Origin of the sequence: Bradyrhizobium sp. UBA2491, assembly GCF_002341725.1 — a bacterium.
Taxonomy (GTDB): Bacteria; Pseudomonadota; Alphaproteobacteria; order Rhizobiales; family Xanthobacteraceae; genus Bradyrhizobium.
Genome location: NZ_DDOP01000087.1, coordinates 1 through 14,979 on the forward strand (window position 1 = coordinate 1; position 14,979 = coordinate 14,979).

Annotated in this window: 13 protein-coding genes and 2 pseudogenes; 4 read left to right on the forward strand and 11 right to left on the reverse strand. The window is 64.4% G+C overall.

From position 1 onward, the window contains the following. Window positions 1-203: 203 nt before the first annotated feature. On the reverse strand, window positions 204-1,208 hold the full coding sequence (locus tag B2W55_RS29380) for a 2-hydroxyacid dehydrogenase (RefSeq protein WP_024584615.1): 1,005 nt from the start codon (window positions 1,206-1,208) through the stop codon (window positions 204-206). A 341-nt stretch (window positions 1,209-1,549) separates the two neighbouring features. Here B2W55_RS29380 and B2W55_RS29385 point away from each other — a divergent pair, with 341 nt between their 5' ends. After that, entirely contained in the window at window positions 1,550-2,074 is a 525-nt protein-coding gene (locus B2W55_RS29385; protein WP_100555005.1) for an SH3 domain-containing protein, read from the forward strand. 67 nt (window positions 2,075-2,141) lie between these two features. Here B2W55_RS29385 and irrA read toward each other — a convergent pair whose 3' ends face one another. Next, window positions 2,142-2,633 (reverse strand): iron response transcriptional regulator IrrA, encoded by a 492-nt coding sequence (gene irrA / locus B2W55_RS29390; RefSeq protein ID WP_024584613.1) that lies wholly within the window; start codon window positions 2,631-2,633, stop codon window positions 2,142-2,144. Window positions 2,634-2,963: 330 nt separating this feature from the next. On the opposite strand from irrA, the gene fabA reads away from it, so the two are divergent. The 3 genes from fabA (at window position 2,964) to fabV (ending at window position 6,004) form a co-directional block, all read left to right on the forward strand. Beyond that, window positions 2,964-3,485, forward strand: a complete 522-nt coding sequence (gene fabA, locus B2W55_RS29395) for a 3-hydroxyacyl-[acyl-carrier-protein] dehydratase FabA (protein WP_024584612.1) — start codon at window positions 2,964-2,966, stop codon at window positions 3,483-3,485. Window positions 3,486-3,528: 43 nt separating this feature from the next. Further along, a complete protein-coding gene (gene fabB / locus B2W55_RS29400) occupies window positions 3,529-4,752 on the forward strand; it encodes a beta-ketoacyl-ACP synthase I (RefSeq protein WP_024584611.1) in 1,224 nt (407 codons plus the stop codon). A gap of 79 nt (window positions 4,753-4,831) precedes the next feature. Beyond that, window positions 4,832-6,004 carry an enoyl-ACP reductase FabV gene (fabV, locus tag B2W55_RS29405; RefSeq protein ID WP_024584610.1) on the forward strand — a complete coding sequence of 391 codons (1,173 nt, stop codon included), beginning with the start codon at window positions 4,832-4,834 and terminating at the stop codon, window positions 6,002-6,004. A 141-nt stretch (window positions 6,005-6,145) separates the two neighbouring features. On the opposite strand, the gene B2W55_RS29410 is transcribed toward fabV, so the two are convergent. The 9 genes and pseudogenes from B2W55_RS29410 to B2W55_RS34295 all read right to left on the reverse strand — a co-directional run. After that, entirely contained in the window at window positions 6,146-6,742 is a 597-nt protein-coding gene (locus B2W55_RS29410; RefSeq protein ID WP_024584609.1) for a glutathione S-transferase family protein, read from the reverse strand. After that, on the reverse strand, window positions 6,739-7,215 hold the full coding sequence (locus B2W55_RS29415; RefSeq protein ID WP_024584608.1) for a GNAT family N-acetyltransferase: 477 nt from the start codon (window positions 7,213-7,215) through the stop codon (window positions 6,739-6,741). The genes B2W55_RS29410 and B2W55_RS29415 overlap by 4 nt, the downstream gene beginning before the upstream one ends. Window positions 7,216-7,329: 114 nt before the next feature. Further along, complete coding sequence (locus tag B2W55_RS29420) at window positions 7,330-8,064, reverse strand: superoxide dismutase (protein WP_024584607.1); 735 nt, start codon at window positions 8,062-8,064, stop codon at window positions 7,330-7,332. 208 nt (window positions 8,065-8,272) lie between these two features. Continuing rightward, window positions 8,273-10,435 carry a polyribonucleotide nucleotidyltransferase gene (gene pnp, locus B2W55_RS29425; protein WP_024584606.1) on the reverse strand — a complete coding sequence of 721 codons (2,163 nt, stop codon included), beginning with the start codon at window positions 10,433-10,435 and terminating at the stop codon, window positions 8,273-8,275. Between the two features lie 318 nt (window positions 10,436-10,753). Continuing rightward, window positions 10,754-11,023, reverse strand: coding sequence for a 30S ribosomal protein S15 (rpsO, locus tag B2W55_RS29430; RefSeq protein ID WP_016844725.1), 270 nt, complete (start codon window positions 11,021-11,023; stop codon window positions 10,754-10,756). Window positions 11,024-11,025: 2 nt separating this feature from the next. Beyond that, window positions 11,026-12,135: a tRNA pseudouridine(55) synthase TruB gene (gene truB, locus B2W55_RS29435; RefSeq protein ID WP_024584605.1), complete on the reverse strand. Its 1,110-nt coding sequence runs from the start codon at window positions 12,133-12,135 to the stop codon at window positions 11,026-11,028. Next, window positions 12,132-12,545 (reverse strand): 30S ribosome-binding factor RbfA, encoded by a 414-nt coding sequence (gene rbfA, locus B2W55_RS29440; RefSeq protein ID WP_024584604.1) that lies wholly within the window; start codon window positions 12,543-12,545, stop codon window positions 12,132-12,134. The genes truB and rbfA overlap by 4 nt, the downstream gene beginning before the upstream one ends. A 175-nt stretch (window positions 12,546-12,720) precedes the next feature. Continuing rightward, window positions 12,721-14,490, reverse strand: a pseudogene (gene infB, locus B2W55_RS29445) (translation initiation factor IF-2); the annotation flags it as partial. A gap of 125 nt (window positions 14,491-14,615) precedes the next feature. Then, window positions 14,616-14,979, reverse strand: a pseudogene (locus B2W55_RS34295) (translation initiation factor IF-2 N-terminal domain-containing protein); the annotation flags it as partial.

The window sequence follows — 14,979 nt, forward strand, 5'->3', positions numbered from 1 at the left end:
TTGGGAACTCAGGGGACCCATGACCACAGGCGAGCACTAATAGAGCGCACTGTGGCCACAGCTCATCGCAACAACCAACATTTGGGGTAATGGGTCCCGGCCTTCGCCGGGACGACACCGAATGCGGTTCGGCTGCACCGGCTGCTTTGCATGGGGTTGTTTTCGATATTTTGCCAGCAGCCCATCCGAGGCTACGGGTTCCCCTACAGCATGCTTGGCAGCACGCGATCCGGTGGCTTGTGGGCGTCGAGGAAGGTGCGGATGTTGATGATCACCTTCTCGCCCATCTCGACGCGGCCCTCGATGGTGGCCGAGCCCATATGCGGCAGCAGCGTCACCTTGCCGGCCCTGGCGAGCCGCACCAGCTTCGGGTTGACCGCGGGTTCGTGCTCATAGACGTCGAGGCCCGCGCCGCCGACCTCACCGGCTTCGATCAGCTTGATCAGCGTGTCCTCGTCGATCACCCCGCCGCGCGCGGTGTTGACGATATAGGCCTCCTTGCGGATCAGCTTGAGCCGCCGCGCCGACAGCAGATGGTAGGTGGCCGGCGTGTGCGGGCAGTTCACGGAGATGATGTCCATCCGCGCCAGCATCTGGTCGAGGCTTTCCCAATAGGTGGCGCCGAGCTCGTCGGCGATCATCGGCGCGACCGGGCGACGGTTGTGATAGTGGATCTGGAGGCCGAAGGCGCGGGCGCGGCGCGCCACCGCCTGGCCGATGCGGCCCATGCCGATGATGCCGAGCCGCTTGCCGCCGATGCGGTGGCCGAGCATCCAGGTCGGCGACCAGCCGGCCCAGTGCTGCTTGCCTTCGGTCAGGATCGAGGCGCCCTCGATCATGCGCCGCGGCACGGCAAGGATCAGCGCCATGGTCATATCGGCGGTGTCCTCGGTCAGCACCTTCGGCGTGTTGGTCACCGTGATGCCGCGGGCATGCGCCGCCGCGACGTCGATATTGTCGACGCCGTTGCCGAAATTGGCGATCATCTTCAGCTTGCAATCGGGCTGGTTGACGACGTCCTCGCCGATCATGTCGGTGACCGTCGGCACCAGCACGTCGGCCGTCCTCGCCGCCTCGGCGATCTGCTCCGGCGTCATCGGTGTGTCGTCGAGATTCAATCGGGCATCGAACAGCTCGCGCATCCGGGTCTCGATCGAGTCCGGCAGCTTGCGGGTGACGACGACGAGAGGCTTTTTCTTCACCGACATGTCCTGCTTTCATGAGGCGCGCGGCTCGCCAAAACCCGAACCGTTCAGGCCTCATTAACCCGGTTGTTCGACACTGCTGATAGCCGCGCTGTCCCGGCGTTTCCTTCGCGTTTCCTAGGGTTCCCCGATACTTGCCCCGGCTTTCGTCAGGGGAAATCCGGGTGTTCTGGCTCTCAGGCGTTCCGTCCTCTCTAGCAGAAGGCCGGGCCAAGACAAGAACTCCTCGGAAGCCACCAGGACCGGGACCGAACAGCGCGGGCGCGGCGGCCTTCGGGCACGGGTTTGGATTTGGGTTGCAGCTCGCCGAATGCGGGCTGGGCATCTCGGCAGGAGACGAGTTGATGGTGTGGCGTTTGGGTTCGTTGGTGGCGCTGGTCGGAAGCATGCTGAGTGCGTCGGTCATGCCCGGACATACCGCCAAGGATTTGAGCCCCACCACCAGCGGCCTGCCGATCCCGCGCTATGTCAGCCTGAAATCGGATCATGTGAACGTCAGGGGCGGCCCGACCAAGGATAACGACGTCGCCTGGGTCTACACCCGCTCGGGGCTGCCGGTCGAAATCACCGCCGAGTTCGAGAACTGGCGCCGGGTGCGCGATTCCGAAGGCGCCGAGGGCTGGGTCTATCACTCGCTGCTGTCGGGCCGCCGCACCGCCGTCGTCACGATGAAGAACAAGGACGACCTGGCTTCGCTCTATGATCGGCCGGACGCCACCAGCGCCATCGCGGCCCGCCTCCAGGCCGGTGTCGTCGCGCAGGTCAAGAAATGCGCCAACAACTGGTGCCGCGTCACCGGCAACGGGTTCGACGGCTGGATCGAGCAGCAGCGCCTCTGGGGCGTCTATGCCGACGAGAAGGTGGACTGACGCAGTCCCGAAACGACAATGGCCGGGACGAGCCCGGCCATCATGCCTCAATCCACACTAGATCGGGTCAGCGCTTCTTGCGCAGCCGCACGACCATGTCGACGCGGGAAATCTCGTAGCCGTCCGGCACGTCGGGCATCTTCGAGAGCACGAGGTTCGGGTCGGGAATGTCGACCAGCTCGTGGTTGTGCTCGAGATAGAAGTGATGATGGGTCGACACGTTGGTGTCGAAATAGGTCTTGGTGCCGTCGACCGAGACCTGCCGCAGCAGGCCGGCATCGGTCAGCTGGTTGAGCGTGTTGTAGACGGTCGCCAGCGACACCGGAACCTTGGCCAGCGTGGCTTCCTCGTACAGCATTTCCGCGGTCAGGTGGCGGGCACCCTTGCCGAACAGCAGCCAGCCCAACGCCATGCGCTGGCGCGTCGGCCGGAGACCGGCAGATTGCAACATCTCGTTGACGTCATGCCACGGGCAGCCGGTCAGGGCAGGGTGATGCCCAGCGCCCCGGGCAGCCGGGTGCACAGCATCATCGTTCACAGCCGATACTTCCTCGTTCATGTCCACTCTATGCACCCAACTCAGGCAATATTCCTCACAAATATAAAAAGGACGTCTATCAGATGCAAGTTTTTCGCAACTAGAACGAATCAAAGGTGCGGTAGAAACTGATGCTGCGGCGGCCATTTATCATCGGAATGCCGCTTTGCCGGCCGATTAACCCTATGTTAGAGAGCGCGCGGACCACATATGCGCTTTCGGCAGGGATAACAGGCCCGTAGCGTACCCAGGTAGCGCCTAGATGCGGGACGGGATATTCCCGGTTCCCGTGGGTAGATTAAGGTCCGACCAGGCAAAGCGCTTTATCGGGACATGAGAGGTTGAAAGAGGATGCTGGATCGGCGCGGCGGTTACGAATACGAGGATTTGCTGGCTTGCGGGCGGGGCGAGCTTTTTGGTCCCGGCAATGCCCAGTTGCCGTTGCCGCCGATGCTGATGTTCGATCGCATCAGCGAGATCTCGGAGACCGGCGGCGAGTTCGGCAAGGGCCTGGTGCGCGCCGAGCTCGAAGTGAAACCGGATCTCTGGTTCTTCGGCTGCCATTTCAAGAACGATCCGGTGATGCCGGGCTGCCTCGGCCTCGATGCCATGTGGCAAATGGTCGGCTTTTTCCTTGGCTGGATTGGCGGCGAAGGTCGCGGCCGCGCGCTCGGTCTCGGCGAGCTGAAGTTCTCCGGACAGGTGCTGCCGCACGCGCGCAAGGTTGTGTACAACATCGATATCAAGCGCGTGATGCGGTCAAAGCTCGTGCTCGGAATCGCCGACGGGTGGCTTTCCATGGACGACGAGATTATTTATCGCGCCAAGGACTTGAAGGTCGGATTGTTCAAGCAGGGCACGGCGCCATCTTGAGCAGGATCATGACGCGGCAACATAAAGGCAGGGCGAGGCGAACATGAGGCGGGTTGTCATCACGGGGATGGGCATTGTCTCGTCCATCGGTAACAACACCCAGGAAGTGCTTGCGAGCCTCTACGAGGCGAAGTCGGGCATTTCGCGTGCGGAGAAGGCCGCCGAGCTCGGCTTCCGTTCGCAGGTGCACGGTGCGCCGACGCTCAACCCCGCCGAGGTGATCGATCGCCGCGCGATGCGGTTCCTGGCCGAAGGTGCGGCGTGGAATCACGTTGCGATGGAACAGGCGATCCGCGACGCCGGCCTTGAGGAGAACGAGGTCTCCAACATCCGAACCGGCATCATCATGGGATCCGGCGGGCCGTCGACCCGCACGCTGGTGGAGGCCGCCGATATCGCGCGCGCCAAGGGCCCGAAGCGCGTCGGCCCGTTCGCGGTGCCGAAGGGCATGTCCTCGACGGCGTCGGCGACGCTCGCGACCTGGTTCAAGATCAAGGGCGTCAACTACTCGATCTCCTCGGCCTGCGCGACGTCGAACCATTGCATCGGCAACGCCTATGAGACGATCCAGATCGGCAAGCAGGACATCATCTTCGCCGGCGGTTGCGAAGAGCTCGACTGGACGCTGTCGGTGCTGTTCGACGCCATGGGCGCGATGTCCTCGAAATACAACGACACGCCGGCCACCGCCTCGCGTCCCTACGACGTCAGCCGCGACGGTTTCGTGATCGCCGGCGGCGCGGGCGTCGTGGTGCTGGAAGAGCTCGAGCACGCCAAGGCGCGCGGCGCGCGGATTTACGGCGAGGTCGTCGGCTACGGCGCGACCTCCGACGGCTACGACATGGTGGCGCCGTCGGGCGAGGGCGCCGAGCGCTGCATGCGGATGGCGATGTCGACCGTCAACACGCCGGTCGACTACATCAACCCGCATGCCACCTCGACACCGGCCGGCGATCCGCCGGAGATCGAGGCGATCCGCAAGGTGTTCGGCACCGGCGACAAGTGTCCGCCGATCTCGGCGACCAAGGCGCTGACCGGCCATTCGCTCGGCGCCACCGGCGTGCAGGAAGCGATCTATTCGCTGTTGATGCTGAACAACGGCTTCGTCTGCGAGAGCGCGCACATCACCGAACTCGATCCCGTGTTCGCCGACATGCCGATCGTGCGCAAGCGCATCGACAACGCCAAGCTCACGACCGTGCTGTCGAACTCGTTCGGCTTCGGCGGCACCAACGCCACGCTGGTGTTCAGGCGGCTCGACGCGTGATCTGCCTGTCCTCGCTTGCCGAGGACAGGGGCAGAAGGCAGCGGATGGGGACATTGCAACAATCCGGAATGGGGTGCGAATGATTATTGAACCGCGCGTGCGAGGCTTCATCTGCACCACGGCACATCCCGTCGGCTGCGCCACGAATGTCCGTGAGCAGATCGCTTACGTTCTCAAGCAGGGGCCGGTCGCCGACTGTCCCAAGCGCGTCGCCGTGCTGGGCTGCTCGACGGGCTACGGCCTCGCGAGCCGCATCGTCGCGACCTTTGCCGGCGGCGCCGATACGATCGGCGTGTCGCTGGAGCGCGAGCCTTCGGAAAAGAGAAGCGCCAGCGCCGGCTGGTACAACAACCGTGCGTTCGAGATCGAGGCCGAGAAGATCGGACGCTCGCCGCTGACGCTGGAGGGCGACGCCTTCTCCGACGAGCTGAAGAAAACCTTCATCGAGCGCGTGCGCGAAAAGTTCGGCCAGCTCGACATGCTGGTCTACAGCATGGCCGCACCGGTCCGCACCGATCCCGACACCGGCAAGACCTATCGCTCGGTCATCAAGCCGCTCGGCGCCCCCGTCGAGATCAAGACGCTCGACACCGAGACCGGCGAAGTGTTCCAGACCACGCTCGAGCCGGCGAACGAGGAGCAGACCGCGGCCACCGTCGCTGTGATGGGCGGCGATGACTGGAAGCGCTGGATCGACCAGCTCGCCGACGCCGGTGTGCTGGCGCCGGGCTTCCGGACGCTCAACTACACCTATATCGGCAGCGAGCTGACCTGGCCGATCTACTGGAACGGCACGCTTGGCCGCGCCAAGGTCGATCTCGACAGCAAGGCGGAAGCGATCCGCGGACGGCTCGGCGCGGACGCCGCCCGTGTCGTGGCGCTGAAGGCCGTGGTGACCCAGGCGAGCTCGGCGATTCCGGTGGTGCCGCTCTATGGCACGGTGCTGTTCAAGGTCATGAAGCAGCTCGGGCTCCACGAAGGCTGCATCGAGCAGATCGACCGCCTGTTCCGCACCCGCCTCGGCAAGGACGTCGCGCTCGATGACGCGCAGCGCATCAGGGTCGACGACTGGGAGCTGTCGCCCGAGGTGCAGACGGAAGTGTCGCGGCGCTGGCCGCTGCTCACCACCGAGACGCTCGGCGAGCTGGCCGATCTCGGCGAATACAAGAGCCAGTTCCTGCGCCTGTTCGGCTTCGGCATCGACGGCGTCGACTACACCCAGGACGTCGATCCGCGCGTCGTCCGGGGTTAAGCCGTTCGCGCGACGCGTTGGCTCTAGAGCCTTTCCCGTTCCGATGGAATCGGAACGGGGCTCTAGGTTCTTGTCTTGACGCGTTTTCTTTACGCGAACCGGTATCCGCTTCGCTCGAAAAAGCTCTAACCGGGCCGCGCGTCACCCTGCCGCGATCTTCTCCGCGCGCTGGAACGCCGGCCGCGCCACGCAGCGATCGATATAGGCATCGAACGCCGGCCGCGGCGGCACCATCTTGAACACCCGCACGGCGAAGTTCAGTCCGGCGCCGATCGCGATGTCGGCGGCGGAGAACTGATCGCCGAGAATCCACGGCCCCTTCTGCAATTCCGCGTCGAGCACGTCGAACACCTGCGCCGCGCTGCCCCATGCCGCGGTGCTGGTCGGCACCTCGAGCTTGGTGAACAGTTGGATCAGCGCTGGCTCGATGCAGCTCGGCGAGAAGAACAGCCATTGCAGATAGCGTGCACGCTTCGGATCGGTCGTGGCGGGCGCGAGCCTGGTCTCGGGATAGCGGTCGGCGATGTAGGCGCAGATCGCCGCCGCCTCGGCGAGCTTCGCGTCGCCGTCGGTCAGCGCCGGCACCTTGCCCATCGGGTTGATCTCGAGAAACTCCTTCGACTTCTGCGCACCGGTGCTGATATCGGTCAGCACCCGTTCGTAAGGCAGGCCGCTCTCCTCCAGCAGCCAGATGGCGGAGAACGAGCGCGAGCGCGGCGACCAGTAAAGCTTGATCATGGTTTGACCTCTTGTTTGCGGTGCTCCCGCCTCCACCGATAGTGCTTCATCATGAAGCCGGTGACCGGATTGGGTGCTTCCTTCTCGAACACAAAACCTTCGCGCTCGTACCAGCGCCAGGCTTTCTCGTTCTCGCGGACGCATTTCAGCCAGATCTCGTCGGGCATTTGCCGGCGCGTGAAGGCGAGCAGCTCGCGTCCGAGACTCTTGCCCTGATGGCTTGGCGCGACCATCAACTGGTCGAGCAGCGAGGTCGGCAAATGCAGCGCCAGCATGGCGGCGATGGTGCCGCGATCGTCGGCAACGAACAGGCTCCAGCCGCCGGCGATCTCGCGCGGCAGGCGTGCGCGTAGATCGTTCAGCAGCCCGTCGCTGCGTGGAGTGAGCCCGGTCGAGGTCCAGCTCTCCATCCAGATGCGCGCGATCTCGTCGTACTCGTCGGGGCGGCCAGGGCGGATTGTCGGCAGGGCCATCGTCGCCTCCTTCGGGCACGGCCACGGAATTCCAATCACAAGGAAGGCCTCACGATCATCTCGTGAGGCCTTCAAATCTAGCGCATCCGTTCGCGGCCAGCGAGCCTTACCGGCTCATACGCCGAGCGTGCCGGCCTTGGCTGCCGCATAGCGCTCGGCCACGGCTTTCCAGTTCACCGTGTTCCACCACGCCTTGAGGTAATCCGGCCGGCGGTTCTGATAGGTCAGGTAATAGGCGTGCTCCCAGACGTCGTTGCCGAGCAGCGCGCGCTTGCCGTCCATGATCGGATTGTCCTGGTTGGGCCGCGTCTCGATCGCGAGCTTGCCATCCTTGGTGACGGTGACGAACACCCATCCGGAGCCGAACACGCGCCCACCGGCAGCGTTGAAATCGGTTTGGAATTTCTCCATGCCGCCGAGATCGCGGTCGATCGCCGACAGCACCTCGCCGTCGGGCTTGCCGCCATTCGGTCCCATGATCTGCCAGAACATCGTGTGGTTGGCGTGGCCGCCCATGTTGTTGCGCACGCCGGTGCGGATCGCGTCCGGTACGCCGCCGAGATTGGCGAGCACGTCGGTGACCGGCTTCTCGGCGATCTGCGGATGATCCTTGGCGAAAGTGTTGAGGTTGGTGACATAGGCCTGGTGATGCCGGTCGTGATGGATCTCCATCGTCTTGGCATCGATATGCGGCTCCAGCGCACTGGTTGGATAGGTCAACGGATCGACCTTGAAGGGTCCGGCTGGAGCTTGCGCAGCGGTCTGGGCCAGCGCGAGGCGTGGCGCCGCCGCGACCGCGGCAGCCGTGGTTGCCGCAAGCATGAGATGGCGTCGGGATATCGGTGACATCGGTTCCTCCTGACCTGAAGCTCAATTGTCGCGTTCGACAGAGCATAGCGAGTTACGTGCGAGCCACGTTAGGCGGTTTCGAAGACGGTCATTGTGACGCTGCGTCGGAATCTCGCATTCTCTCCGCAGAGTCTCGCACGCACCGGCATCGGAGCAAACAAAAAGGGCGGCCTTTCGGCCGCCCTTCCTGGTTTCGTTCCAAACAGGCTTACTCGCCAGCGGCCTCTCGCGGAGCCGCAGCCGGAGCCTCGGACTTCTGCTTGGCCTCGAGATCCTCGCCGGTCTCCTGGTCGACCGCCTTCATCGACAGGCGGGTCTTGCCGCGGTCGTCGAAGCCGAGCAGCTTGACCTTGACCTTGTCGCCTTCCTTGACGACGTCGGAGGTCTTCTGCACGCGGTTGGCGGCGAGCTGGCTGATATGGACCAGGCCGTCCTTGGCGCCGAAGAAGTTCACGAACGCGCCGAACTCCATCACCTTGACGACGGTGCCTTCGTAGATCTGGCCGATCTCCGGATCGGAAGCGATCGACTTGATCCACTTGATCGCGGCCTTCATCGCCTCGCCGTCGTTGGAGGCGACCTTCACGGTGCCGTCGTCCTCGATATTGACCTTGGCGCCGGTCTTCTCGACGATCTCGCGGATCACCTTGCCGCCGGTGCCGATCACTTCGCGGATCTTGTCGGTGGCGATCTTGAAGGTCTCGATGCGCGGCGCGTATTCGCCGAGCTCGGCGCGGGCCGCGGTCAGGGCCTTGGACATTTCGCCAAGGATGTGGATGCGCCCTTCCTTGGCCTGGCCAAGCGCAACCTTCATGATCTCCTCGGTGATGCCCTCGATCTTGATGTCCATCTGGAGCGAGGTGATGCCCTGGTCGGTGCCGGCGACCTTGAAGTCCATGTCGCCGAGATGATCCTCGTCGCCGAGGATGTCCGACAGCACCGCGAAGCGCTGACCTTCGAGGATCAGGCCCATGGCGATACCGGCGGTCGGCCGCTTCAGCGGCACGCCGGCGTCCATCAGCGACAGCGAGGCGCCGCAGACCGAGGCCATCGAGGACGAGCCGTTCGATTCGGTGATCTCGGAGACCACGCGGATCGTGTACGGGAACTCGTGATGCGGCGGCAGCACCGGGTGGATCGCGCGCCAGGCGAGCTTGCCGTGGCCGATCTCGCGGCGCTTGGTGCCGCCGAGGCGGCCGGTTTCACCGACCGAGTAGGGCGGGAAGTTGTAGTGCAGCAGGAAGGTTTCCTTGTAGGTCCCCGACAGTGCGTCGATGTACTGCTCGTCCTCGCCGGTGCCGAGCGTGGTCACGACCATCGCCTGGGTCTCACCGCGGGTGAACAGCGCCGAGCCGTGGGCCCGCGGCAGCACGCCGGCTTCGGCGATGATGTTGCGCACCGTCTTGACGTCACGGCCGTCGATGCGCTTGCCGGTGTCGAGGATGTTCCAGCGGACGATCTTGGCTTCTAGTTCCTTGAACACGCCGGCGACACGGAGCTTGTCGTATTTCGGCTCCTGGCCTTCCGGGAAGAAGTGCGCGAGCACCTTCTCCTTGACGGCGCCGACGGCGGCATAGCGTTCCTGCTTGACCGGGATCGCATAGGCCTTGCGCAGCTCCTGCTCGGCGATGCCGAGCATTTCCTTCTCGATCTCCGAATTGTCGATCGTGGTGACCTCGCGCGGCTCCTTGGCGGCCTTCTCGGCGAGCTCGATGATCGCGTTGATGACCGGCTGGAAGTGGCGGTGGCCGAACATGACCGCGCCGAGCATCACCTCTTCGTTGAGCTCCTTGGCTTCCGACTCGACCATCAGCACGGCGTCGGCGGTGCCGGCGACCACGAGGTCGAGCTGGGTCTCGGTCATCTCGTCCAGCGTCGGGTTGAGGATGAACTCGTCATTGGCAAAGCCGACGCGGGCGGCGCCGATCGGACCCTTGAACGGGGCGCCCGACAGCGTCAGCGCGGCCGACGCGGCGACCAGCGAAACGATGTCCGGATCGTTCTCCATGTCGTGCGAGAGAACGGTGACGATGACCTGGGTTTCGTTGCGCCAGCCATCGACGAACAGCGGACGGATCGGGCGGTCGATCAGGCGGGAGACCAGCGTCTCCTTTTCGGTCGGGCGGCCTTCACGCTTGAAATAGCCGCCGGGAATGCGGCCCGCGGCATAGGTCTTCTCCTGGTAGTCGACCGTCAGCGGCAGGAAGTCCACGCCTTCGCGCGGGGCCTTCGCTGCGACGACGGTGGCAAGCACCACGGTCTCGCCGTAGGTCGCCATCACGGCGCCGTCGGCCTGGCGGGCGATCTTGCCGGTCTCAAGTTTGAGGGGACGTCCACCCCAGTCGATCTCGACGGAATGCTTATTGAACATTTCGGTTGTCTTTCATGGTTTCACGAAAGCATGGTGCCCTGAAACACAAAGACCATGCCAAGACGGCGAGACACTGACGCGCGTGTCGCGATCAGCATCCGGCGATCCTGCCATGGTCCCTGGATTTCGGATGGCGTCCATCCTTTCGGTCATCTGGGCATCTTGCCCGGTCCAGCGGCCGGATTGCTGCTGGACGCTAGTGTGCATGGCGTGACCGCCATGCTGTTGCGCATGATCATCTTTCGGCAATTCGAAAGTCCGAGTTCGCGGACGACCATGCGAAAACGCGCGCGAACCGCGCGCGCGTGCTTCTCAATATCAACGACGGATGTTGTGCTTCTCGAGCAGCGCCTTGTAGCGTGCCTCGTCCTTGCGCTTGATGTAGTCAAGCAGGGAACGACGCGTCGACACGAGCTTCAGGAGGCCGCGGCGTGAATGGTTGTCCTTCACATGGCTCTTGAAGTGCTCGGTGAGGTTATTGATGCGTTCCGACAGGATCGCGACCTGGACCTCGGGCGAGCCGGTGTCGCCGGCTTTGTTGGCATTCGTCTTGATGACTTCCGCTTTGCGTTCGGCGGTAATCGACATCGTCAGTTACTTTCATCGTTGCGAGCCGGACCGGCAGTCAGTCCGTTCAGGTTGAACACGCGCTTGGGGATGAGTTCGCCATTGCCAATTTCGGCAAGCGCGAGAAGTCGGCCTGCCACCGTGACATAGACTGTGCCGCTGGTATTGGGCGCATCCCGTCCGCGCAACAAAACGGCCTGGCCCCTGTGGAGCCTTGCCGCATCAGCCCGTGTGACGGCCAGTGCCGGGATGTCGTCCAGCGCGGTCTCAACGGGCAAAAGCGCGTCGGCGAGGCTGCCCTCGCCAGACGCGGCTCTATTGCATAAAGCCTCCAACTGTTCCAGCGGAATCATGTCCGCTTCGGTAAACGGACCGACAAGGGTCCGCCGCAGCGCACTGATATGGCCGAAACAGCCCAGAATCCGGCCCATATCGCGGGCCAGGGCCCGGACATAGGTTCCCTTGCCGCATTCGGCCTCGAACACGGACTGGCCGTTATCTCCATGTTCCACAAGGGTTAATTCGTGAATCTCGACCGGGCGGGGCTTCAGTTCCACGGTCTCGCCGTCGCGCGCCAGATCATAGGCCCGCTCGCCCTGCACCTTGATGGCCGAATATTGCGGCGGGATCTGCTCGATCACCCCGGTGAAGCGCGGCAGCAGGGCACGGATCGAATCGGCGCTCGGCCGGTTCTCGCTGGTCCGGACCGGCCGCCCCTCGGTGTCGTCGGTGTCGCGTTCCTCGCCCCAGCTCACGGTGAAGCGGTAGCGCTTGCGGCCGTCCATCACGAACGGCACCGTCTTGGTGGCTTCGCCGAGCGCGATCGGCAGGCCGCCGGAGGCGAGCGGATCGAGGGTGCCGGCGTGGCCGGCGCGCTTGGCCTGGAACAGGCGCTTGAGCACGGCAACCGCCTGCGTCGAGGTCATGCCGATCGGCTTGTCCAGCACGACCCAGCCATGGACGTCGCGCTTGTCGCGGCGCGGCTGCTGGTTCGGCCTGCCCTGCTTCTGGCGCGGGTCGTTGTTGGTGCGGCGCGCATCATCGGTGCGCTGTCCGGCAAAAGCGTCCCGCTCAGCGTCGCGCGCGTCGGAATCGTTCGCGTCGATCACGCCGTTGGTCGTCGTCACAGTCATTCCTCGTCGTCCGAATCGGGTGCAAGGTCTCGCTGCACCGCAGGTGTCCGCAGTAGTTTCTCGATGCGCGCCGCCTCGTCGAACCGCTCGTCGACGCGGAAGCGAATATCGGGTGCAAATTTCAGGTTGACGCGGTGCGCGATCTCGCCGCGCAGGAACTTCTTGTTGCGCTCGAGCGCCGATATCACCGTGTCGGTGTCGCGGCCGCCGAGCGGCATCACGTAGATCGTCGCGAGCTTCAGGTCCGGCGACATACGCACCTCGGGAACGGTGATGATGTGGCCTTCGAGATCGGGATCGTGGACCTCACCCTGCGACAGAATCTCGGCAACCGCATGGCGAACCGTTTCGCCGACGCGCAGCTGACGTTGCGAGCCGCCGGGACTGGAACTCTTCTTTTGACGGGGCATGACCTTCTTCCAAAACCGTCGCGCCCGCAGGCCGATGGCCGCGGGCATCAATGTCCTGACTTTGCTTTCAATCGGGCAATGCGCTGGTGGCCGGACCAAAGTCCGGCCACGTCGGCGCATTTTCAGTTAAATGGATCCAACGCCTAGTAAGATCTGCGCTTCGTAAGATTTGGACTTACAGAGAGCGCTGGATCGTCTCGATGCGGTAACACTCGATCACGTCGCCGACACGCATGTCGCCGTAGTTCTCGAAGGCCATGCCGCACTCCTGGCCGGATTGCACTTCCTTCACTTCATCCTTGAAGCGCTTCAGCGTCGACAGCTTGCCTTCGTGCACCACGACGTTGTCGCGGATCAGGCGAACGTTGGCGCCGCGTTCCACGGTGCCGTCGGTGACGCGGCAACCCGCGACCTTGCCGACCTTGGAAATGTTGAACACTTCCAGGATCTGCGCGTTGCCCAGCATGGTTTCGCGCAGCGTGGGCGCGAGCAGGCCGGACATCGCCTTTTTGATGTCATCCACGAGATCGTAGATGATGTTGTAGTAGCGGATCTCGATGCCGTTGCGCTTGGCCGCGGCTGCCGCTTCCTTGTTGGCGCGGACCGAGAAGCCGATGATCGCGGCGTTGAAGCCTTCCGCCAGCGTGACGTCGGACTCCGAGATGCCGCCGACGCCGGCATGCAGGATGCGGGCGGCGACTTCGTCGGTGCCGAGCTTCTCGAGCGAACCCAGGATCGCTTCCAGCGAACCCTGCACGTCGGCCTTGACGATCAGCGGGAACTCCTTGCGGCCCGCGGTCTTCAGCTGCGACATCATCTGCTCGAGCGAGCCGCGCATGCCGGAGATCGAGGCAGCGGCGTTCTCGCGCTTCTGGTGCGCGCGGTAGCTCGTGACCTGACGGGCGCGGGCTTCGTTCTCGACCACGGCGAGACGGTCGCCGGCTTCCGGCGGGCCGTTGAAGCCGAGCACCTCGACCGGCACCGAGGGGCCGGCCTCTTCGAGATTCTCGCCCTGATCGGAGATCAGCGCGCGGACGCGGCCCATCTCGGCGCCGGCCACGATGATGTCGCCGACGCGCAGCGTGCCGCGCTGGACCAGCACGGTCGCGACCGGACCGCGGCCGCGATCGAGCTTGGCTTCGATCACGGTGCCTTCCGCCGGACGCTCCGAATTGGTCTTCAGGTCGAGGATTTCGGCCTGCAACGCGATCATCTCGAGCAGCTTGTCGAGATTGGTCTTGTTCTTGGCCGAGACCTCGACGTCGACGACGTCGCCGCCGAGCGATTCGACCTGCACCTCGTATTGCAGCAATTCGGTGCGCACGCGCTCCGGCCGCGCATCGGGCTTGTCGATCTTGTTGATCGCCACGATCATCGGCACCTTGGCCGCCTTGGCGTGGTTGATCGCTTCGATCGTCTGCGGCATCACGCCGTCATCGGCCGCGACCACCAGCACGACGATGTCGGTGACCTTGGCGCCGCGGGCGCGCATCGCGGTGAACGCGGCGTGGCCGGGCGTGTCGATGAAGGTGATCTTGGTGCCGCTCTCGGGCGACAGCACCTGGTAGGCGCCGATATGCTGGGTGATGCCGCCGGCTTCGCCCGACACCACGTTGGCGTGGCGCAGCGCGTCGAGCAGCGAGGTCTTGCCGTGGTCGACGTGACCCATGATGGTGACCACCGGCGGACGCTGGGTGGCTTCGCCCTGGTTTTCACCGGTCGAGGCCAGCAGTGCGTCTTCGGCGTCGTTGTCGTTGGCACGGATCGCCTTGTGGCCGAGTTCTTCGGTCACCAGCGCGGCAGTGTCATGGTCGATGGACTGGGTGATGGTGGCCATCACGCCCATCTTGAACAGCGCCTTCACCACCTCGCCGCCCTTCAGCGCGAGCTTCTGCGCCAGGTCGGCCACAGTGATGGTGTCGCCGATCGCCACTTCACGCACCACCGGTGCGGTCGGACGCTCGAAGGCGTGCGGACCGGCGTTGCTGCCACCACGCGACATGTCGCGACGGCCGCCACTCTGGTTGCGACCACCCGGACGACCCCGGGTGTTGCTGTTGTTGCTGTTNNAAGCTCTTCGGCGATCAGCTGCGCGGTGTCGGCATCGATCACGTCGGTGATCTTGTGCATCGCGCCCTGCTTCATCAGCATGCGGATGACGTCGACCGCGCGCTCCGACATGCGGTTCGCCAGTTCCTGGATCGTGATCGCTTCCGGGATGATGACTTCGCGGATCAGCTTTTCCTTGGGCTCGTTCGACGCGTGCCCCTTCAGGCGCTGGGTGCGGCGGCGGAACGAGGCGATCGAACGCTCGCGGACGTCGTCGGCGTTGAGCGCCGTGGTCAGGGTGAGGCGGCCGCGCTCTTTCTGCGGACCGGGCTTGTGGGTGGTCTTCGGGGCCGCGACGGGGCGCACGGCGCCGCCGGGGCGGCGC